We start from the raw sequence: 20,362 nt of genomic DNA on the forward strand, positions 1-20,362 counted from the left end.
CCGGGAACCGTCAGACCGTTGCGCCGCGGTACTCTCCGAACACGTCGCGCATGGCATCGCAGATCTCGCCCGTCGTCGCGTACGCCTTCACCGCCGTCACGATGTACGGCATCACGTTCTCATCGCCCTCGCAGGCCGTGCGAAGGTCGTTCAGTGCGTCCTCGACGGCTGCGTCGTCGCGCTCTTCGCGGAGCTGCTGGACGTTCCGACGCTGGCGCTCCTGGTCCTCTTCCGAGACCTGCTCGATGTCCTCGGATTTCTCCTCGTCCTCGACCCGGTACTCGTTGACGCCGACGATGGTCCGCTCGCCGGCCTCGATCTCGCGCTGGCGCTCGAAGGCGGTGTCCTGAATCTGCCGCTGGACCCAGCCGGCCTCGACGGCCTGGCGCATGCCGCCGCGCTCGTCGACCTCGTCGAGCAGGTCGAACGCCTCCTGCTCGAGTTCGTCCGTCAGCGACTCCACGTAGTACGACCCGGCGAGCGGGTCGATGGTGTCCGCGGCGCCCGATTCGTGGGCGAGAATCTGCTGGGTCCGTAGCGCCGTCCGGACGGACTTTTCGGTCGGGAGCGAGAGCGCCTCGTCCTTCCCGTTGGTGTGGAGGCTCTGGGTCCCACCGAGGACGGCCGCGAGCGCCTGGTACGCCACGCGGACGACGTTGTTCTCGATCTGCTGAGCGGTGAGCGTCGACCCGGCGGTCTGGGTGTGGAACTTGAGTTGCTTCGAGGCCTCCGTGTCGGCGTCGAACCGTTCCTCCATGATCTTGTACCACATCCGGCGGGCGGCCCGGAACTTCGCGACCTCCTCGAGGATGTTGTTGTAGGAGGCGAAGAAGAAGGAGAGCTGCGGGGCGAACTCGTCGACATCCTGCCCGGCCTCCACCGCGGCCTCGACGTACTCGATACCGTCGCCGAGCGTGAAGGCGATCTCCTGGGCGGCCGTGGAGCCGGCCTCGCGGATGTGGTACCCCGAGATGGAGATGGTGTTGAAGTTGGGGACCTCCTCGGCGCAGAACTCGAAGATATCCGTGATGAGTCGCATCGACGGCTCCGGCGGGTAGATGAAGGTGTTGCGCGCGATGTACTCCTTGAGCACGTCGTTCTGGATGGTCCCGCGGAGCTCCTCGCGCGGCACGCCCTGCTTGTCCCCGACGGCGATGTACATCGCGAGCAGGACCGACGCGGGCGCGTTGATGGTCATGCTCGTGGAGACCTCGTCGAGCGGGATGCCGTCGAAGACGGTCTCGAAGTCGTCGAGCGAGTCGATGGCGACGCCCGACTTCCCGACCTCGCCCTCCGCCATCGCCGCGTCCGAATCGTATCCCATCTGGGTCGGCAGGTCGAACGCCATCGAGAGGCCGGTCTGCCCCTCGTCCATGAGGTAGTGGAACCGCTCGTTGGTCTCCCGGGCTGTCCCCATCCCGGCGTACTGGCGCATGGTCCACAGGCGCCCGCGGTACATCGTCGAGTAGACGCCACGAGTGTACGGCGCCTCGGCCGGGTTGCCCAGGTCCTCCTCGTAGTCGAGGTCGGCAACATCGGCGGGCGTGTACAGCGGGTCCACCTCGGTCCCGCCGGTATCGGTGGTGAACGTCTCCTTGCGCTCCCCGAAGCGGTCGACCGTCGAGCCGTACGTCTCCTCCTTCCACTCCTCGTGGCCCTTCTGAATCGCTTCGAGGTCCTCCTCGTCGAACATGCATCCGGCTACCACGGCGGGCCGCTTGAATGGTCGGGACCGCCGCCGACCCCCATCGGCCACGGGAGTCATCGCGTCGGCGCGCCTACGGGGCCGTGAACTCGCCCAGCACGGCACCGCTGTTCCCGTCGCTGCTCTGCCAGACGACCCGGAGCGTCGCGCCCGAGGCGATGGGTCGGCTCGTGGTGAACGAGTCACCCGCGGTGACCCTGCCGTCGTCGTCCTGCCATCGTTCGACCGCCCTGCTCCCGTCGCTCTCGTAGACCACCTGCAGTTCGTTCGCATCGACGCTGTCGCCGCCGTCGTGGGTGATGGTCACGCGCTGGGTGTCGGCGCTGTACTCGAACGAGAACGCGACCTGTGGGACCTCTCTCGCGCTACCACCCCCGCTGCTGCTGCCACTCGTACTGCTGCCCAGCCCCAGCACGAACGTCCCGACGACGGCCGCGAGGACGACCAGTAACAGCGCGAGGACGAACGGTTGCTCGTCGTCCCGGTCCGCGACGCCGGCGTACAGCGCGAGGTCGTCGCCGTCCCGGACGGCGAACGGGTCCAGCGCGGCGACCGGGAGTCCGGCCGCCGCGAGCGCGTCCAGCGCCTCCGCCCGGGCGGGTGCGCCCTCGGAGCCTGTCACCCGCGCCCGAACGACGGGTCCGCGAGCGGTGAAGTCGACGCCGACGGCGAGCGCGGCGACGCCGCCGATGGCTGGGGCGACTGTCTCCACGTGCAGGGGCGCGTCCGCGAGCGAACCGAGTGCGCCGTCACGCGCCGCGAGCGTGTCGGCGGTCGATGGAAGTCGCCCGGCGACGTTGTCGGCCACCGCTGGTGCCTCGGCCGCGACGCGGTCGGCGGCTGCACCGATTCGCGGGAGCGAACGGGGCGCGATGCGACCACTGACGGCACCGGAACCGAACGCGTTCAGGGCGGCGTCCACGTCGGCGGTCGGGCGACTGGGGCTGGCGGCGGCGGCGGTGCCTGGGAGGGTCGCCGCGCCGAGTGCTGCGCTACTCAGCAGGAACTGCCGTCGAGAGGGCATGTTCCCACACTCTGACCGGGGTAACTAAACCGTACCGACGAGTCCCCGGTCGCGCTACGAGCCGGTGTCGTACTTGTAGGTGGCCTCGTCCGGGTCGATGCCGAAGTCCTCGGCGGTCTCCTCCGGTTCCTCCGGTTCGTCGACGGCTTCGGCGGCCTGCTTGAACCGCTCGCGCAGTTCGTCGGGCATCCGGAACCGGTCGGGGTCGATGGCCATCGGGATGGCCTCGGGGTCGAGTTCCTCGCGCTTGGCCTCGAGTCGGTCCCGGAGCAGGTCGGGCAGGTCCTCGGTCTCGACGGGGCGGAAGCCGAACTGCGAGAGGTACTCGTGCTGGGAGGTCAGCGAGTACACCCGGTCGAACCCCTCCATCTCCGCGGTGTCGACGAGGCGCTCGATGACGTGGGCACCGACACCCTGGTTCCGCCAGCCGTCCATCACGCCGATACTGGTCAGTTCGGCTACCTCCGGGTCGCTCGGGGTCGGGTGGTAGCGCAGGCGCCCGAACCCGGCTCGCGTGTCGGACTCGTCGTCGACCGCGATGACGTAGTCCCGTGACCGGAACGCGGTCTCGTCGAGCCCCATAGCCTCGATTCCGTCCAGCAGCCACGCCTCGTCCCGGTTGCGCGCGTCCCGAACGTACATGCCCGACCCTTGACGCCTGCATGGTTAAAGTGTGCAGGCCGTGGGGCCCGTGTCGACACGGCCACCCACGGCACGGCGCTGCCGACGCCGGGTACACGCTAAACTCGTTGTCTATTGTACGATTCGGAAGGTTTCTTGTCGGGGCCGGTCCCACCACGGGACACGATGGCGCCCGACACCACACTGGAGGAAACCGACCGGGTGGTCTACGAACCACCCGAGGGGTACGTCGAGGAGACGAACGCCTACGAGTTCGCACAGCAACACGGCTACGATTCGCTCGACGACCTCATCGCGGCCTCGGCCGACGACGTGGAGTGGTTCTGGGACGCGCTCCCGGAGCATCTCGGCGTCGAGTGGTACGAGGAGTACGACACCGTGCGCGACGACAGCGACGGCCCACAGTTCACGGAGTGGTACCCCGGTGGGTCCATCAACGTCGCGCACAACACCGTGGACCGCTGGGCCGAACTCGACGCGCCCGAGCGCAACCGTGTCGCCATCACCTGGGAGGGCGAGGACGGCGAGGTCCGCGAGACGACCTACCACGAACTCGCGCGCCAGTCCAACCAGGTGGCCAACTGCCTCCGCGAGCGTGGCATCGAGAAAGGCGATACGGTGGGTCTGTACATGCCGATGGTGCCGGAGGTGGCCAGCATCATGTACGGCATCTTCATGGCCGGCGCCATCGCGGTGCCCATCTTCTCGGGCTTCGGCGTCGACGCCACCGCTACCCGTATCGAGGACCCCGAGGTCGACCTCCTGTTCACGGCTGACGGGTTCTACCGGCGCGGGAGCGAGGTCGGCCTGAAGGACCCGGCCGACGAGGCCATCGAGGCGGCCGACACCGACGTGGGCAGCGTCGTCGTCTACCGGCGCTTCGACGAGTCGGACCCACCGATGACCGACGGCCGCGACGAGTTCTGGAGCGACGCCGTCGAGAGCCAGGACGACCAGTTCGACACCGTCGAGACCGACGCCCAGGACGAGTGCATGCTCCTGTACTCGTCGGGAACCACGGGCAAGCCGAAGGGCATCGTCCACACGCACGCCGGCGCGCAGATGCAGGCGGCGAAGGAGATTTACTTCGGCTTCGACCACCAGGACTCGGACCGCTTCTTCTGGGTCAGCGACATCGGCTGGATGATGGGCCCGTGGACCCTCATCGGGAACCACACGTTCGCCGGGAACATCTTCATGTACGAGGGCGCGCCGGACCATCCCGAACCCGACCGCTTCTGGGAGATGATAGACCGGCACGACCTCACCGTCTTCGGCATCTCGCCGACGGCCATCCGCGCGCTCCGCAAGAAGGGCGACGAGTGGGTCGAGGACCACGACCTCTCCTCGCTCCGTCTGCTCGGCTCGACCGGCGAACCCTGGGACCCCGAGTCCTGGCTCTGGTTCCACGAGCACGTCGGCGGCGGGGAGTGCCCCATCATCAACATCTCCGGCGGCACGGAGATATTCGGCTGCTTCCTGATGCCGTTGCCCGGTCAGTCGCTCAAGCCCTGTACGCTGGGCTCGCCGGGGCTGGGGATGGATATCGACATCGTGAACGCGAAAGGCGAGTCCATCCGCGACAGCCACGAACGGGGCTACCTCGTCGCGCGCGATTCGTGCCCCTCGATGACCAAATCGCTCTGGTCGGGCGACGAGCGCTACCTCGAGGAGTACTGGAGTCGATTCGACGATATGTGGGACCACGGCGACTGGGCCCAGGAGGACGAGGACGGCTTCTGGTTCCTCCACGGCCGTGCGGACGACGCGCTCAACGTGGCCGGCCGGAAGGTCGGCCCCGCCGAGGTGGAGGGCGCGCTCATCGACCACGACGCCGTCAACGCCGCCGCCGCCATCGGCGTCCCCGACGACACGACCGGCACCGCGGTCGTGACGTTCGCCCAGCTCGAAGCCGGCTACGAGGAGTCCGACGACCTTCGCGAGGAGCTGCGCGACCACGTCGGCGAGGAGCTGGGCAAGCCGTTCCGCCCCCGCGAACTCCTGTTCGTCGACGACTTCCCGATGACCCAGTCCGGGAAGATCGTCCGTCGCGTCATCCAGGCCACCCACGTCGGTGAGGACCTCGGTGACCTCTCCTCCATCGAGAACCCCGGGGCTATCGAGGAGATAGAGGACGCGCGGTAGCGCGTCGGCTCCGGTACCGTCGCTGTATCTTGGCTGTGGGAGATATATGGCTGGTAACTAGCGAACTATTGTATTATGCGCGTGTTCTGAACTATCTCTGCCAGGTTACCGGCTGGGCTCGGACTCCGCCGACACCACCCACAGTCCCCACCCGAGCAGCGCGTAGCCAGTGCCCATCAGGGGTGCGACGACCGGGTAGGTGCAGCCGGTTCCACTCCGGAGGACGAGCGAGAGCCCCCGGAAGTCCACCTGCGGGAGCAGCGAGAGCAGACCGCTCCCGCCGCTCGCCACCTCACAGCCGCCACCGAACGGGATGGAGGCCGCGAGTACGACGGCCAGCCCGAAGGCGAGCGGGAGCGCCCGGGCGCCGTGGTAGTGGAACCCGGCGGCGGCGACCAGCCCCAGCGCCGCGAGGTAGCCCAGCAGCAGGACCCACGGGACGAAGCCGGGGACGATACCGGCGTTCGCGCCGTCGAACAGCCGCATGAAGGCTCCGAACACGACCAGCTGCGTCAGCACCGTCGCACCCATCGCTCCCCCGATGGCTGTCGCCCGGCGCGCACGCGTGGTCAAGGACACGGGTCGGTGTACGGCTGCGACCCCCGTCGCTCCACCGGGTTTGCACGTGTGCAACCGCAGCGTGGCACCGCGTGTCGTGAAACGAATATCACCGTGGAGATAAGACCGAGAGCGTCCAACCCCGGTCCATGAGTCAGCAGCCACACGTCGTCGGCATCGCCGGGAGCCTCCGGGACGCGAGTTACACCCGTCTGTCGGTCGAGCGCGCCCTCCGCGCGGCCGACCGGTCGGGCGCGACCACGGAACTCCTCGACCTCCGCGAGTTCGACCTGCCGGTGTACGACGGGGACGCGGACGAACCGGGCGACGCCGCGGTGTTCACCGCCGAGGTCCGGCGGGCCGACGCGGTCGTCCTCGGGACCCCCGCCTACCACGGGTCGTACTCCGGCGTCCTGAAGAACGCACTCGACTACTGCGGGTTCGACGAGTTCGAGGACACGACCGTCGGCCTGCTCTGTGTCGCGGGTGGCTCGTTCCCCACCTCGCCGCTGGAGCACCTCCGGTCGGTCTGCCGGGCGCTCAACGCGTGGGTCGTCCCCCACCAGGCGGCGCTCCCCCGCGTCTCCAGCAAGTACGAGGACGGTGAACTGGTCGACGAGGGACTCGCCGAGCGCGTGGACGTCCTCGGGAAGCGGGTGGTCCAGTACGCCACCATCGAGCCGGACCCACGGACGGTCGAGGCAGTCGAGAACGTCGGCGCGGGTGACTGACCAGCGTCAGTCGGCGCCGTTCGCGGCACGCTCCTCGCGGAACTCCTCGAAGGCGGCCTCGCGCTCGGCGCGGACACTGGCCATCTCGCCCGGATTGTCGTGGGCGTACGCGAGCGCCCGGTGGACCGTCGCCGGTTCGATGTCGAACTGCGCGGCCACAGCCGACGGCGACGCGCCCGACTCCTCGACCGCCGTGTACAGCGCCCGGACCGGGACCCGACGGCCGGCTACGTGTGGTTCGTCCAGCAGTTCACGCTCGATGACGCCGTCGGTCGTCTCGGCCATGGAGGAACGCACGGCCCTACCGCCGGTAGTTGTTGGCACGGCATAACACGCACACTTATCAGCCACGACGCTGCCCGCTGCCGGTTCTCGTGATGACGCCCCGCCCTCCGCCCCCGTCCCCCGCGTCCGCGCGCCGGACCCCGGAACCCTCAAACGGCGGTCGCGCCTACCCTCGGACGTGACAACCTGGGTCGAGAACCCGGAGGGTGGGCGCGCACGCGGGCCTGTCGGCCTCGCGCGGGCGTGGGGCGAGGTGCTGGTGCGGCCGCGCCGGTTCTTCGAGAACGGCGTCGCACCCGGTGACCAGGCTCCCGGCCTCGTCTTCGCCATCGTGGTCACGCTGGTCCACGTCGCGCTCCGAGGGGTGTTCACGCCCGGCTTCTTCCCCGTCTACGGTGGCCGGCCGGTTCTCTCGGCGGTGTTCACCTTCGTCGTCGCGGGACTGTTCGTCGCGCCGGTGCTGCTGCATCTCACCGCGGCCATCCAGACCGTCCTGCTCCGGCCGTTCGTCCCCGACCGCGCGGGCGTCTCCGAGACCGTGCAGGTGGTCGCCTACGCCGCAGCGCCGGGCGTGTTCGCTGCGGTCCCGGTCCCCGGCGTCCGACTCGTGGCCGCGCTGTACGGCGCGACGCTCCTCGTTATCGGGCTGGTCGTCGTCCACGACACCACCGTCGCGCGGGCCGCGGCCGCGGGTGCCGTCCCGGCGCTGCTGGTGTTCGGCTACGCCTTCGGTGGTCTCCCGGCGTTCGAGACGCTGGCCGGTGTCGACCTCGTGCCGGACCCGCGGGTGGGCGCCGGGAACACCGCCGACCTGTCCCGGCCCTGAGCGCGCGGGCAGTGGCGCTCCGCCCCAGACGGGCGCGGCCACGCCGGGCTACATTTTTGCCGTCGCCCCGAGTCCCCCCGCCATGGAGTACACCACCCTCGGCGATACCGGCGTGACCGTCTCGCGACTCTGTCTCGGTTGCATGAGTTTCGGCGACTCGGACTGGCGCGAGTGGGTCCGGGGTGAGGAGTTCGGCCACGAGCTCGTCGAGCGGGCCCGCGACCTCGGCATCAACTTCTTCGACACCGCCAACATGTACTCTCGGGGCGACTCCGAGCGTATCCTGGGTGACGCACTCGGCGAGGACGCCACCGAGCAGGTCATCGCGACGAAGGGCTTCTTCCAGATGGACGACGACGACCCGAATTCGGGCGGCCTCTCGCGGAAGGCCATCGAACAGGAACTCGACGCCTCCCGCGAGCGCCTCGGTGTCGACACCATCGACCTCTACCAGACGCATCGTTACGACTACAAGACGCCCGTCGAGGAGACGATGCGGGCTCTCTCGGATGCCGTCCGGCGCGAGAAGGTCCGCTACCTCGGCGGCTCCTCGATGTGGACCCACCAGTTCGCCGATATGCTCCACACGAGCGACCGGCTCGGGCTGGAGCGGTTCGCCACGATGCAGAACCACTACAACCTCGCGTACCGCGAGGAGGAGCGCGAGATGCTCCCGCTCTGCGAGCGCGAGGGCATCGGCGTCATGCCGTGGTCGCCGCTGGCCCGTGGGTTCCTCGCACGCCCCCACGAGGAGTATCTCACCACGACCCGCGCCGAGACGGACGACTACGCCCAGGCCCACCCCTACGCCGACAACGGGGGCAAAGAGGTCAACGAGCGCGTGCAGGAACTGGCCGACGAGAAGGACGCCTCCATGGCACAGATCGCGCTGGCGTGGCTGCTCCACAAGGACCGGGTCGACGCGCCCATCATCGGCACGTCGAGCATCGAACACCTCGAGGAGGCCGTCGCCGCACTGGACATCTCGCTCTCGGACTCCGACATCGAGCATCTCGAGGAACCGTACGAGCCGGTCCCCGTCTCCGGCCACGAGTGACCGCGGGGACGGCCGGTCACGGCCGCCGGGTAGCGGCCAGCAGTCCGCCCCAGAGAAGGGCCAGCACAGCACCGACCGCGCCGAAGCCGGGTCCCTGGGCCGTTGTCGGCGTCCGCTCGACCACGGATGACCAGCTGTCGGCCGCCGTCGGCGTCCGTACGGGGGTTGACGAGGCCGTCGACGCCGCTCGTGCCCGCTCGGAGCGCCCTGCGTTCGTCTGCGTGCTGGCCGCCTCCGGTGCGGTGGTACTCGGAGTCTCCCTCCCCATCGGCGAACTGGTGGTGACGGTCGCGGTCGGTGGCGACGGCGTCGTCGGTGTCGTCGGTGTCGTGTCCGTCGTGGCCGACCCGACCGTCATATCCGGTGCTGCGGTCGGCGTCGTGGTCGGTGCCGCGGTCGGCGTCGGACCTGTGGCCGTGCTCGGTGTCGTGGTCGGTTCCGGTGTGGCCGGCACTGGTGTAGCGGTGGTGGGCGATGCTTCGGAGGGCGGTGGACCGAGCTGCCGTCGGGCCTCGGCCTCGTCGGCGCAGTCACAGACCCAGAAGTAGTCCGACACTGCGCTGAACTCCGCATCCGACCCATCGACGGTCGAACGGAGCCGGTACCAGCCGGGCTGGTCCGGTGTATCGATGCAGTCGGTCACCTGAGCGACGAACTGGTCCCCCTCGTCGAGTCGGAGCGTGTCTCCGACGAAATCGTCCTCCCCGTAGAAGGTGGCTTCGAGGCGGTTGTCGGTGATATCGACCGACTTGATGCTGGTGAAGAGACTCTCGTCGACCGCGGTCCCGGCGTCGTCGCCTCCGCGGTCGACCCCGAACACCTTGGCGTTGGCGGGGCCACAGCCCGACGACCCACCGACCGGCCAGCTCACCGTGATGGAGTTGACGGTCCCGACAACCTTCGGGGACGCGCCGCGGACGACCACGGCGCCGCGCGTCAGTCCCGGCTCGTGGCTGGGGTCGAGCGTGAGGTTCTCGTCGGTGTCGTCGGGCCCTGTCGCGGCGGCGCTGGCTGAAGGTACCAGCGCGAGTACTGTCACCGCTAGCAGCAGTGTCATCACGCACAGTGCCTGCCGGCTCGTGCGTTCGCGTTCCGACTCCATCCTCTGGTCGTACGTTCGTGGCGGACTGCCGCGTATGAATCTGTCCCTCAGGGGAGTCCGGGAGGGGAATCGCCATGGCTCCGGGGCGGGCCTACTCCCGCCGGCGAGCGAGCAGCCCCGCGACGAGCGTGGCCGCGACAGCCATGCCGGCGCCGAAGCCGGGGCCCTCGGCAGCCGTCGGCGACCGCCTGACCACGTCCGACCAGTTCCCCCCCTCCGTCGCCGTCGGCGAGGGCGTTGCGACGCTCGCGGCCTCGTTCTCGTCGGCGTCGCTCCCCTCGTCGGCGGCCACGGTGGCTGTCGGGGCTGGCGTCGGCGTCGACTCGGGCGTTGCCCCGGGCGTCGGTGATGGTGTCGCCGTGGCGGTGGGGGTCGGGGACGGGAACGGCGTGCCGTCGTCCGGCGGCGTCCGGGTCGGGGTCGGCTCCGGCGTGGGTGTGGGCGTGGCCGTCGGGGTGGGCGTCGGGGTCGCCGTCGGCGTCGGGGTGGGCTCGGACGGCGGCGGCCCCAGTTGCTCCCGGGCCTCCTGCTCGCTCGCGCAGTCGCAGATGTAGAAGTAGTGTGACTTCACTTTGGCCTGGTCGTCGGTGCCGGCGATAGTGGAGGTGAGCTGGTACCAGCCGGGTTCGTCGGGCGTGTCGATACAGCCGGTGACGTAGTTGACGAACTCGTCGCCCTCGTTGAACGTCGGGGGCGAGCCGCCGAAGTCCCCCTCGTCGTAGAAGTCCGCCTTGAACACGTCCTCGTTGATCGTCGTCGCCTTGACGCTCGCCGTCAGGCTCTCGTCGATCTCCGTGCCGGGGTCGTCGTTGCCACGGTCGATGCCGAACGCCTCGGCGTTTCCGGGGCCGCAGCCTGTGAAACCGCCTTCCTTCCAGGTGGCCCTGAGGAAGTCGACCTGCGGGATGTTCCGGTTCGGGATACCGAAGCTCTTCATCTCTGCGTCGTCGAGCCCAGGTTGCGGGCTCGGCCGGACGGTGAAGTTCCCCCTCTCGATGCCGTGGTCGGCCGCGGCGACGCCACCGGTCCCGTCGAGCGACGGGCCGACGAGCGTCGGTCCCACGAGCCCCGCCGCCACGACGGTCACCAGCACCAGTACCGCGAGTGGTTGCATCCTGTCCATGTTCGTCTCGCTTGGACTGACAGTCGGGCTATCCCCGGGTATGGGTTGTCCCCCGTATCGGGGGGGAGTTGAAAGTGCGGACGATTCCGGCCCGGTGACCGCGTGGCGCTCCCCGTCACCGTGGTCGCCCCCGCCCGTTTTCAGGGAGCCGGTATTCGCCCCCGGCATGGACCTCGCTGCCGACCGGAAGCGCGACCGGCTGGCCTGGTGGCTGGCCGTTGGTGCGCTGGCCGCCCTCCTGGCCTTCGTCGCACTCAACGTCCTCGGAACGCTCGTCCTCGGGCTGTTCATCTACTACGTCGTCCGTCCGCTCAACGAGCGGGTCGACCGGCACCTGCCCTCACACACCGCCGCGACGGTGACCTTCCTGGGTGTCATCCTCCCGCTGGTCGCGGTCGTGGCCTACATCGTTGTCGTGGCGTCGCGCGAACTGCTCGCGACCTTCGCGGGCCGGTCGCTCACCGTGAGTGCGCTGCTGGCCCCGTATCTGGACCGGTCGGTCGCAGAGTCCCGCGAGACGACCGTTCAGGCCGTCCTGAACCAGCCGATGTCCTTCTTGACCAGCAACGCCGGGACAGCACGCGAGGTCGCCGACGCCGCCCTCGCGCTGGTCGGAGCCGCGAGCGGCATCCTGTTCATCCTGCTGGTGGCGGCGGCGGTCGCGTACTTCCTCCTGCAGGACGGCGACCGGCTCTACCGCTGGTCGCGGGCGAACCTGTTCGCCGAGGAATCGACGCTCGATGCCTTCCTCCAGGCCGTCGACCACGACCTCGAGACGGTCTATCTCGGCAACGTCTTCACCGTCGGGCTGGTCGCCGTCGGCGCCGCCGTCGTCTACAACGGCTACAACCTCCTCGTGCCCACGCCCGTCGAGATACCGATTCCGACGGCGCTCGCGCTCGCGACCGGACTCGCGAGTTTCGTCCCCATCGTCGTCGGCAAACTCGTCTACGTTCCGCTGACGGGAGCGCTGGCGATCTCGGCGCTCGGGAACGACACCGGGCTCCTCGTCTACCCGGTCGCGCTGTTCCTCGTGGCGCTCGTCTTCCTCGACATCCTCCCGCAGACCGTCGTCCGGCCGTACCTCTCCGGACGAGAGCTCCACACGGGCGCGACGATGCTCTCGTACGTCCTCGGCGCCACCGTCTTCGGCTGGTACGGCATCTTCCTCGGCCCGCTGGTGCTCGTGCTGGTGGTGCATACGTCTCGCATCGTCCTCCCGGAACTCGTCGCCGGCGAGGAGCTGACACCGGGCGTCAGTGCGCCGTCCAGCCTCGGCACCGAGGAAGGTGGGACCGAATAGCACGCGCACATGTCGCCGCCTCACTGTTCGCGCCGCGCGAGCATCCCGGTGGCGAGAACCCCCGCGGCCGCAGCGGTCGCTCCGAATCCGGGGCCACTGGAGGCAGTCGGCGAACGCTCGACGACGGCCGACCAGTTCCCCGGGTGGGTGGGGGTCGGGGTCGCGCCGGCTGCGCCGTCACCGGCGTCCCCCCCGCTGCTGCCTGCACCTGCACCCCCAGCGCCGCCCTCGCCTGGGGTGCCTGTCCCGGCCGCGGTCGCTGCGTCGGCCGCCACGGCGGTCGGCGTGGGAACGTGTTCGGGCGTGGGTGTGGGGGTCGGTGTGGGCGTTGGCGAGGGGAACGACGTACCCTCGGCCGGTGGCGTCCGGGTCGGTGACGGCTCCGGCGTGGGAGTGGCCGTGGCCGTCGGTGTCGGGCTCGCCGTCGGGGTGGGCGTGGATTCGGAGGGCGGTGGGCCCAGTTGCTCCCGGGCTGTCTGCTCGTTCGCGCAGTCACAGACCCAGAAGTAGTGCGATTTCCCCTCGAAGTTGCCGTTCTTCGAGGCGATGGTCGACTTGACCTGATACCAGCCAGGGGCGCCGGGCGTGTCGATACAGCTGGTCGTCTTCCCCACCAGCTGGTCTCCCTCGTTGAAGGTGGGCGGAGAGCCGCCGAAGTCGCCTTCGTCGTAGAAATCCGCCTCGAACTCGTCCTCGTTCACCCTCGTGGATTTGATGCTGGAGAAGAGGCTCTGGTCCACCTCCGTGCCGGGGTCGTCGTTCCCCCGGTCGATGCCGAACACCTCTGCGTTACTGGCGCCACACCCGGCGAACCCGCCGTCGACCCAGGTGACGCTGACGTAGTCGACCGTCCGGAAGCCCCGCGGCGGGACGCCGTAGTTCTCCATGTCCCCGTCATCAAGCCCCGGCTGTGGCGTCAGCATCACCCACGTCAGGTTGCCGTCGCCCCCGTGCCCCGTCGTCGCGGCTGGTCCCTCTGCCGCCCCGGACGCAGGTCCTCCCGCCACCGCGGCCAGTGCGACCGCCACGACCGCGAGGGAGACAGCACGACGTGTGTGCGTGCCAGTCACGGCCACTCTTCCCGGTGACCTACGTAAAACGGTTGTCCCGGGTGTCTCCCCGGATTCAAATGCCAGCACCGGAATCGCCCTGGCCCGGTCGTTCGCCGACTCCCTGTCGCCGTCACCGAGCTGTCTGCCACCCATCCGCCGGCCGTCGGGCGATATGTGGACGATTACACACTCGACCCCATTTAATAGAGTATAAAACACACCACCATTTCACACGGTAGTTATTTGTGACGCGCACCGTACCTCTCGGCCATGCGGTACGTCAAAATCGTCCTCATCCCGGAGTCCGGCGGGCTCCACCCGGCAGAAGAGCGGCTCAGGAACGACCCGGATATCCAGGAGGAGGCCATCCTCCACCTGAACCTGCTCGACGACGGCACGGCCGTGTCGCTCGCGACCCACCGCGGGGACTCCGAGCGACTCCGGGAGATCCTCGGCGGGAGCGGGGACGTGCTCGACTTCGAGGTACTGGACACCGACGACGGTATCCAGACCTACATCCACTTCACCCCAAACGAGACGACCGAGGCCCTGCTCCGGCTCACCCGCGAGTACGAGTTCGTCATCGACACACCCATCCGATGGGATGCCGACGACAGCGGCGCCGTCCGTGTGGGGCTCATCGGCGACGACGACACGGTCCAGCGAGCCATCGAGAGCGTTCCGGAGAACATCCGCCTCGAGCTGGAGCAGCTCTCGGAGTACAGCCCGGAGTCACAGGAGCTCTCGGCGATGCTCACCGAGCGTCAGAAGGAGATCCTCGATACGGCCGTCGACGTCGGCTACTACGAGGTCCCGCGCCGGGCGACCCACGAGGACATCGCCGAGGCACTGGACCTCTCGACGACGACCGTCGGTGAGCATCTCCGGAAGATCGAGGCCCGGATGCTCTCCGAGATCGCCAAGTCCCACTGAACGGCCCCGGACGTACCGCACGCGGTTCGGTCTCCCGTCTCTGCCTCAGGCCGGCTCGGCCCACAGCGGCCCGACCCATGCCATCCCGCCGTCCCGCTGGACGACCCGGAGATGGTAGGCGTCGGCGTCGGTGCCCCGTTCGGCGTCGTACCGCATCCCGGCGACAGGTGTCTCGTCGACGAGTGTCGTCTCGACGACCCAGTTCTCGTACCCGTCCGGCCCGTCTCCCGGCGTGACCGTGCGCCACGTCTCTGTGTTCTTCACAACCTCCACGCAGTCGATGGGGGCGTCCCCGGCGACCCGGAGCCACACCTCGCGGGTGCCGTCCGGGTCGACGCTGACGGTGTGGTCCGGGTCGTCGAGCCGGCGGCCATCCAGCGAGAACGCGACCTGGATGCGGTTGGGCTGGGTCGTCCCGTACACCCGTCTGGTTCGCAGGGCGTCGAAGACGGCGTCGCGCGTGAGTTCGGACGCCCGGAACGCCGTGAGGCCGCCCCGATAGGAGTCCTCGTTCATCAGCCGCCACACGTCTGCGATGAGTGCGGGACGGTGGCGAACGCAGACGTGAACGGTGCTGAGAACATTCGGCAGAAAGTATCTCCGAGTCTCGCCTGTGATGGGGGAGATAGGAGTAACGGCTGGTTGGCACAGCCATCGACGTTCTTGTTTGACAAGGAAACTGGTGCGTTCGCACCTCAAGAACACGTAACGTCGTAAACCACAATATCCCAAAGCGGTCGGGAATCCTCGCCCTTCAGCGCGGGGAGGATGTCAAAGGAAGTCCTCGATGTGGTCCGCGACCTCCTCGGGCGTGTCCCCGACCGGGACGCCGGCGTCGTTGAGCGCGTTGATCTTCGACTCGGCTGTTCCGGCGCCGGAACTGCCGACGATGGCGCCGGCGTGGCCCATCCGCTTGCCCGGCGGCGCCGTGCGCCCGGCGATGAAGCCGGCGACGGGCGTGTCCATGTACTGCGAGATGTAGCGGGCGGCCTCCTCCTCGTCCTCGCCGCCGATCTCGCCGCACATCACCACGGCCTCGGTGTCGGTGTCGGCCTCGAACCGCTCGAGAGCGTCGACGAAGTCCGTCCCGATGATGGGGTCGCCACCGATGCCGACGGCGGTGGTCTGCCCGATGCCGCGTTGCGTGAGGCTGTCGACGACCTGGTAGGTCAAGGTGCCCGAGCGCGAGACGAGGCCCACGTCGCCCTCGGAGAAGATGTTGCCCGGAAGGATACCGAGTTTGGCCTCCCCGGGCGTGATGACGCCGGGGCAGTTCGGGCCCACCAGGGCGGTGTCCGTCTCGCCGAGTCGCTTGTAGACGGAGGCCATGTCCTGCTGCGGGATGCCCTCCGTGATGGCCACGACGAGGTCGACCGGGGAGTCCAGCGCCTCGAACAGCGCGTCCGCGGCGAACGCCGGCGGGACGAAGACGACGGCCGCGTCGGCGTCCTCCTCGCGGGCCGCGCCCGCCACGGTGTCGTACACCGGAACGCCGGCGACCTCCTGGCCGCCCTTGCCCGGCACCGCGCCGGCGACGACGTTGGTCCCGTACTCGATCATCTGCTCGGCGTGGAACTTGCCCTCCCCGCCGGTGATGCCCTGTACCACCACGCGCGTCTCGTCGTCGACTAGGATACTCATTGGTCCACCTCCTCGGCCCGCGCCACGGCACGCTGCACCGCGTCCTCGAGCGTGCCCTGTACCTCGACCAGATCCGTGTTCAGGATCTCCATCCCCTCCTCGGCGTTCGTCCCCGCGAGGCGGACGACGACGGGCTTGGGGATCTCGTCGAACTGTTCGAGTGCCGCGTTGATGCCCTTCGCGACCTCGTCACCACGGGTGATACCGCCGAAGATGTTGAACACGACCGAGTCGACGTTCTCGTCGGAGAACACCATGTCGAGCGCGTTCGCGACGCGTTCGGCCTTCGCGCCGCCCCCGATGTCGAGGAAGTTGGCGGGTTCGCCGCCGTAGTAGTCTACGAGGTCCAGCGTGGTCATCACCAGGCCTGCACCGTTGCCGATGATACCGACGTTGCCCGAGAGCCGGACGTAGTCGAAGCCGTACTCGTTGGCCTTCGCCTCCAGTTCGTCGCCGGCGGTCTCGTCCTCCATCTCCGCCAGGTCCGGATGCCGGAACAGGGCGTCCTCGTCGATGTTCATGACCGCGTCCGCGGCGATGACCTCGTCGTCGCTGGTCACCATCAGCGGGTTAATCTCCGTCTCCGTCGCGTCCTGGTCGTCCCAGAGGTCGTACAGGGTCGTCAGAACGCTGGCCACGTCGCCGGCCACGTCGTGGTCGACGCCGGCGTCGTAGACGGCGCGGCGGGCCTGGTACGGGTGGAGCCCGAACGCGGGGTCGACGTGCTCGCGGGCGATGGCGTCGGGGTTCTCGGCGGCGACCTCCTCGATGTCGACGCCACCCTTCGTCGAGACCATCGCAACGGGCCTGCCCTCGTTACGGTCCATCGTGACGCCGATGTACAGCTCGTTGACGAAGTCGACGGCCTCCTCGACGAGGACGCTGTCGACGTGGAGCCCCTTGAGGTCCATCCCGATGATGCGCTCGGCCGCCTCGCGGGCCTCGTCGGCGTTCTCGACCAGTTCGATGCCGCCGGCCTTGCCGCGGCCGCCGACCTGCACCTGTGCCTTGATGGCGACCGGGTAGCCGATGTCGTCGGCTGCAGCGACCGCCTCGTCGGCGGTCTCGGCGAGCTGCGAGGCCGGCGTCGGAATCCCGGCGTCGGCGAAGACACCCTTCGCCTGGTACTCGTGGAGTTTCATCTGACGCACGGGCCTTCCCGTGACGGCGAGTTAGTTGTACCGGAACCGGGCATAGCCGGGTGCCGGGTGGACGCGTGTCCAGTCGGTCCGAGGAACACGCGCCGGCGTAAGTGTTACCCCGACGGCCGCGAATAGGATGGATATGAGCAGCACCGCCGACGAGGGAGGCGCCGACCCCGGCGAGACGGCCGAGCAGCGCCCCGAGATCCGCGTCACGGAGGAGGCCGCCGAACAGGCGCTCGACCTCCTGACCGGCGAGGACATGGACACGGACGTGGCCGGACTTCGGCTGTTCGTCCAGCAGGGAGGGTGTGCGGGCCTCTCGTACGGGATGCGCTTCGACGATGCGCCCGAGGACGACGACACCGTCTACGAGCACCACGACCTGCGCGTGTTCGTCGACCCCGCGAGCATGAACTACATCGAGGGGTCCGTGCTGGACTTCGAGGGCGGCCTGCAGGGCGCGGGTTTCACCGTCGAGAACCCGAACGTCGTCTCCGAATGTGGGTGCGGCGAGTCGTTCCGGACCTGAGGCTACCGGGTGCGAGGCAAAGAACGAAGGTTGCAACCGCTCGATTACTCCAGCTCGAAGGCGACCTCGACCTCGACCTGGTACTCGCGGCCGCTGACGCTGGCCATCTCGACGCCCATGTCCTGCACCTCGGCCCAGTGGATGTTGTCGATGGTGTAGTCCGCGCGGTCCAGCGCGTTGTCGACGGCGGCTTCGAAGCTCTTCTCACTGGTCCCGATGAGGACGATCTTCTTGTATACGCTCATGTCCGAGCGACTGGTTCCGGCGGCTCATAATTAAAGGTGTGTGCCGGCGCGGATGGAAGGTGCCCGCTCGGGCGAGCCGCCACGGGCACCAGATTCAGCTCCCCGACCGGCCGTCCGGCGGCTGCCCACCGAGCCGCCGGGCGATGGCGCCGGCGACATCCGACAGGTAGGCGGTCCCCCAGACGGCGACGACGACGGCGCCGACCGTGTCGAAGACGAGGTCGAGCATCGAGTCGTCGAGGCCGTACTGGGTGAGGACGGCTTCACCACCGGTCAGCGCGGCGACCTCGGCGATGGTGAACTCGATGACCTCCCAGAACACGCCGAACGCGAGCGTGATGAGCAGGATGAACACGAACATGAACCGCGGGGGAAGCCGTATCTCGGCGGAGTGGAGGTCGATGGCGCGCGCGGTCGCGTACCCGGCCGCGGCCACGACCGACGCGGAGAGCGCGTGCGTGACGTGGTCGTACCACCAGACGCTGGCGTAGAGGTTCTGTGGCGAACCTGGGAAGCCGACGACCCCGACGGCGTGGAGGAAGACGGCACCGGTGATCCACAGCGTCAGCGCGGGGTCCATCGGGATGCCGTAGTCCCGCTCAAGCAGCGGGACGAGCTGTGTCACCGCGAGGCCGACCGCGGTGTTGACGATGATGCCGGTGTCCCGGTCCCAGATGCCGACCAGCAGGATCCCCACGAGGACGAGTTCCATCGCCCAGGCGAGGCGTGCCTGTGTCTCGGTGTCGATACCGAGGTGGTCGCGGAGTCTCACTGGTCCCCTCCCCGGCGTCCGTCACGATCTCGCGCGTGGGTGATGGGCGAGTTGACCGGTTGCTCGGCGGCGGCCTCCTCGAAGGATTCCCGGTCGGCCCGCAGTTCGGCCTCCACGTCGGCTGGCAGCCGCTCGTGGCGGGCCCGGCGGCGCCGGAAGTACAGGTCGAAGATGACGCCGGCCCCCACGCCAGCAATCGTCGAGTAGACGAACTCCAGCATCACGTTCCGTTCGACCACGTGCTCGTCGAGTCCCGGCTTCAGGAGGAACGTCGTTCCGAGCAGCGTGTCGACGGCGAACCGGACGACCGCCCAGACGCCCGCTGCGGCCATCGTCGCGATGGCGACGAAGACGACGGCGAACGCAGCGTTCATCTCGACCGGCGTGAAGACGTGGAGGTTGACGGCGACGATGAGCGCGACCGCCGCGACCGCGAGGTACGTCGCCAGCGCGCCCGTCCCGATACCCGCGAGGATGGTGAACGGTCTGGCGAGCAGCGGCAGCGCCGCCAGCGCCAGGACCTCCCACGGCAGCATCGCCAGCGGGTTCTTGAACCGGACGGGTGGCTGCAGCGCGAGTATCGCAACCGATGCGGCGAAGGCTGCCCACGCCAACTCACCGATAACGGCGTTCCCGACTGCGACCAGCAGGACGAATCCGACGAGCGCCCACGCGAACAACGCGTTCAGGCGTTCGTCCTCGACGAACCGGTCCAGCTCTGTAGCCATCAGCGGTACTCCGCCCCGAGCGCACAAAGCGTTCGGGGGAACCGGCCGGGCGGCGTTCGGATGGTCGACTGGAACGGATCGAGGACGATTCACCGTCCGGAGTCACGGAGTGGCGTCTCTCTCGGAACCCTCTGTGAAGCCCTAGAGCCGCCTGCGTGCATCCCCTGCGCCCCCCGTGAACCCCGTATCGGGTGATGTCGATGCGAAGAACGCGCCTCCCGTCACGACTGGCAGTACGCGCCGTCGATCAGCGCACCGTTACAGTTGATCGAGACCTCGGCGCGAGCAACGTCGGCTACATCGCCCTCGACGGAGTGGCTGACGTTGATAGTGCCCGAGTCCCCCGGCGCGACCTCGTCGCCCTTGGCGTACCCCCTGCTGCCCTGAATCGCGTCCCCTTCGCTGTCGTACAACGACATCTCGTAGTTGTACTCCGAGAGGTCCGTGGTCTGATCTCCGGCGTTGCGGACCGTGGTGAACATGAGGATCTTGTTGCTGTTCCCTCCCTGTCGTTCGAGGTCGACGATCTCGAGTCCCTCGACCGCACTTTCCCCGGTCGCGGTTATCCCACCGGTTCCCTGGCCGGTGGTGTCGGATGGGGACGTCCCCGTCTGGCTATCTGTCGTCTCGTCGCTACCGTCCCCGGAGTCGTCGGCACCGCCATCGTCGGCCGTCCCGTCTCCGCCACTCGAACAGCCGGCGAGTCCGACCGCGAGACCGGTCCCGAGACACGCCAGCACCCGGCGCCTCGGACTCTCCCCGGTCACACTGCACCACCTACGATGCCGGCTGTCGGCTGCTGTCGCGTCGGTGCTA

General features: G+C 68.7%; 22 protein-coding genes and 1 pseudogene. 8 read left to right on the forward strand and 15 right to left on the reverse strand.

Annotated elements, in window-relative coordinates; translation table 11 throughout:
• Nucleotides 1–10: 10 nt before the first annotated feature.
• The 3 genes from NL115_RS14925 to NL115_RS14935 form a co-directional block, all read right to left on the reverse strand.
• Nucleotides 11–1,693, reverse strand: a complete 1,683-nt coding sequence (locus NL115_RS14925) for an acyl-CoA mutase large subunit family protein (RefSeq protein WP_254830138.1) — start codon at nt 1,691–1,693, stop codon at nt 11–13.
• Nucleotides 1,694–1,778: 85 nt separating this feature from the next.
• Nucleotides 1,779–2,729, reverse strand: a complete 951-nt coding sequence (locus NL115_RS14930; protein ID WP_254830139.1) for a type IV pilin domain-containing protein — start codon at nt 2,727–2,729, stop codon at nt 1,779–1,781.
• A gap of 54 nt (nt 2,730–2,783) precedes the next feature.
• Nucleotides 2,784–3,371: a GNAT family N-acetyltransferase gene (locus NL115_RS14935; protein WP_254830140.1), complete on the reverse strand. Its 588-nt coding sequence runs from the start codon at nt 3,369–3,371 to the stop codon at nt 2,784–2,786.
• A gap of 165 nt (nt 3,372–3,536) precedes the next feature.
• Between NL115_RS14935 and NL115_RS14940 the strand changes: the two genes are divergently transcribed.
• On the forward strand, nt 3,537–5,516 hold the full coding sequence (locus tag NL115_RS14940; protein ID WP_254830141.1) for an AMP-binding protein: 1,980 nt from the start codon (nt 3,537–3,539) through the stop codon (nt 5,514–5,516).
• Between the two features lie 105 nt (nt 5,517–5,621).
• Here the strand turns inward: NL115_RS14940 and NL115_RS14945 are convergent, their stop codons facing one another.
• Complete coding sequence (locus NL115_RS14945; protein ID WP_254830142.1) at nt 5,622–6,089, reverse strand: hypothetical protein; 468 nt, start codon at nt 6,087–6,089, stop codon at nt 5,622–5,624.
• 134 nt (nt 6,090–6,223) lie between these two features.
• On the opposite strand from NL115_RS14945, the gene NL115_RS14950 reads away from it, so the two are divergent.
• Nucleotides 6,224–6,805, forward strand: a complete 582-nt coding sequence (locus tag NL115_RS14950; RefSeq protein WP_254830143.1) for an NADPH-dependent FMN reductase — start codon at nt 6,224–6,226, stop codon at nt 6,803–6,805.
• A 6-nt stretch (nt 6,806–6,811) separates the two neighbouring features.
• On the opposite strand, the gene NL115_RS14955 is transcribed toward NL115_RS14950, so the two are convergent.
• The gene (locus NL115_RS14955; RefSeq protein WP_254830144.1) at nt 6,812–7,090 is read right to left on the reverse strand and encodes a DUF433 domain-containing protein; all 279 of its coding nucleotides are present in this window, start codon (nt 7,088–7,090) and stop codon (nt 6,812–6,814) included.
• A gap of 178 nt (nt 7,091–7,268) precedes the next feature.
• On the opposite strand from NL115_RS14955, the gene NL115_RS14960 reads away from it, so the two are divergent.
• Together NL115_RS14960 and NL115_RS14965 are read left to right on the forward strand one after the other, a co-directional pair.
• On the forward strand, nt 7,269–7,916 hold the full coding sequence (locus tag NL115_RS14960; RefSeq protein WP_254830145.1) for a YIP1 family protein: 648 nt from the start codon (nt 7,269–7,271) through the stop codon (nt 7,914–7,916).
• 82 nt (nt 7,917–7,998) lie between these two features.
• Nucleotides 7,999–8,973, forward strand: coding sequence for an aldo/keto reductase (locus tag NL115_RS14965; protein ID WP_254830146.1), 975 nt, complete (start codon nt 7,999–8,001; stop codon nt 8,971–8,973).
• A 16-nt stretch (nt 8,974–8,989) separates the two neighbouring features.
• On the opposite strand, the gene NL115_RS14970 is transcribed toward NL115_RS14965, so the two are convergent.
• Together NL115_RS14970 and NL115_RS14975 are read right to left on the reverse strand one after the other, a co-directional pair.
• Entirely contained in the window at nt 8,990–10,030 is a 1,041-nt protein-coding gene (locus NL115_RS14970) for a hypothetical protein (RefSeq protein ID WP_254830147.1), read from the reverse strand.
• Between the two features lie 136 nt (nt 10,031–10,166).
• The gene (locus tag NL115_RS14975; protein WP_254830148.1) at nt 10,167–11,198 is read right to left on the reverse strand and encodes a PGF-CTERM sorting domain-containing protein; all 1,032 of its coding nucleotides are present in this window, start codon (nt 11,196–11,198) and stop codon (nt 10,167–10,169) included.
• 166 nt (nt 11,199–11,364) lie between these two features.
• Here NL115_RS14975 and NL115_RS14980 point away from each other — a divergent pair, with 166 nt between their 5' ends.
• Nucleotides 11,365–12,501: an AI-2E family transporter gene (locus NL115_RS14980; protein ID WP_254830149.1), complete on the forward strand. Its 1,137-nt coding sequence runs from the start codon at nt 11,365–11,367 to the stop codon at nt 12,499–12,501.
• A gap of 20 nt (nt 12,502–12,521) precedes the next feature.
• On the opposite strand, the gene NL115_RS20635 is transcribed toward NL115_RS14980, so the two are convergent.
• Nucleotides 12,522–13,571, reverse strand: coding sequence for a PGF-CTERM sorting domain-containing protein (locus NL115_RS20635; protein ID WP_286666873.1), 1,050 nt, complete (start codon nt 13,569–13,571; stop codon nt 12,522–12,524).
• 252 nt (nt 13,572–13,823) lie between these two features.
• Between NL115_RS20635 and NL115_RS14990 the strand changes: the two genes are divergently transcribed.
• Nucleotides 13,824–14,486 carry a helix-turn-helix domain-containing protein gene (locus tag NL115_RS14990; RefSeq protein WP_254821717.1) on the forward strand — a complete coding sequence of 221 codons (663 nt, stop codon included), beginning with the start codon at nt 13,824–13,826 and terminating at the stop codon, nt 14,484–14,486.
• A 45-nt stretch (nt 14,487–14,531) separates the two neighbouring features.
• On the opposite strand, the gene NL115_RS14995 is transcribed toward NL115_RS14990, so the two are convergent.
• Nucleotides 14,532–15,002: a DUF3604 domain-containing protein gene (locus NL115_RS14995; RefSeq protein ID WP_254830150.1), complete on the reverse strand. Its 471-nt coding sequence runs from the start codon at nt 15,000–15,002 to the stop codon at nt 14,532–14,534.
• Nucleotides 15,003–15,011: 9 nt separating this feature from the next.
• Here NL115_RS14995 and NL115_RS15000 point away from each other — a divergent pair.
• Nucleotides 15,012–15,203: pseudogene (locus NL115_RS15000) on the forward strand (RNA-guided endonuclease TnpB family protein); the annotation flags it as partial.
• 54 nt (nt 15,204–15,257) lie between these two features.
• Here the strand turns inward: NL115_RS15000 and sucD are convergent.
• Nucleotides 15,258–16,127 carry a succinate--CoA ligase subunit alpha gene (sucD, locus tag NL115_RS15005; protein WP_254830151.1) on the reverse strand — a complete coding sequence of 290 codons (870 nt, stop codon included), beginning with the start codon at nt 16,125–16,127 and terminating at the stop codon, nt 15,258–15,260.
• On the reverse strand, nt 16,124–17,269 hold the full coding sequence (gene sucC, locus NL115_RS15010) for an ADP-forming succinate--CoA ligase subunit beta (RefSeq protein WP_254830152.1): 1,146 nt from the start codon (nt 17,267–17,269) through the stop codon (nt 16,124–16,126). Before sucC ends, sucD begins: the two co-directional genes overlap by 4 nt.
• Nucleotides 17,270–17,411: 142 nt before the next feature.
• Between sucC and NL115_RS15015 the strand changes: the two genes are divergently transcribed.
• Nucleotides 17,412–17,801, forward strand: a complete 390-nt coding sequence (locus NL115_RS15015) for a HesB/IscA family protein (RefSeq protein ID WP_254830153.1) — start codon at nt 17,412–17,414, stop codon at nt 17,799–17,801.
• 44 nt (nt 17,802–17,845) lie between these two features.
• Here the strand turns inward: NL115_RS15015 and NL115_RS15020 are convergent, their stop codons facing one another.
• From NL115_RS15020 to NL115_RS15035, 4 genes are all read right to left on the reverse strand, one after another.
• On the reverse strand, nt 17,846–18,046 hold the full coding sequence (locus NL115_RS15020) for a dodecin (protein ID WP_254830154.1): 201 nt from the start codon (nt 18,044–18,046) through the stop codon (nt 17,846–17,848).
• Nucleotides 18,047–18,140: 94 nt separating this feature from the next.
• Entirely contained in the window at nt 18,141–18,818 is a 678-nt protein-coding gene (locus NL115_RS15025) for a DUF2238 domain-containing protein (protein WP_254830155.1), read from the reverse strand.
• On the reverse strand, nt 18,815–19,546 hold the full coding sequence (locus tag NL115_RS15030) for a hypothetical protein (RefSeq protein ID WP_350355252.1): 732 nt from the start codon (nt 19,544–19,546) through the stop codon (nt 18,815–18,817). The genes NL115_RS15025 and NL115_RS15030 overlap by 4 nt, the downstream gene beginning before the upstream one ends.
• 221 nt (nt 19,547–19,767) lie before the next feature.
• Nucleotides 19,768–20,313 carry a hypothetical protein gene (locus NL115_RS15035; protein ID WP_254830156.1) on the reverse strand — a complete coding sequence of 182 codons (546 nt, stop codon included), beginning with the start codon at nt 20,311–20,313 and terminating at the stop codon, nt 19,768–19,770.
• Between the last annotated feature and the right edge of the window lie 49 nt (nt 20,314–20,362).

Origin of the sequence: Haloglomus salinum, from assembly GCF_024298825.1 — an archaeon.
GTDB lineage: Archaea > Halobacteriota > Halobacteria > Halobacteriales > Haloarculaceae > Haloglomus > Haloglomus salinum.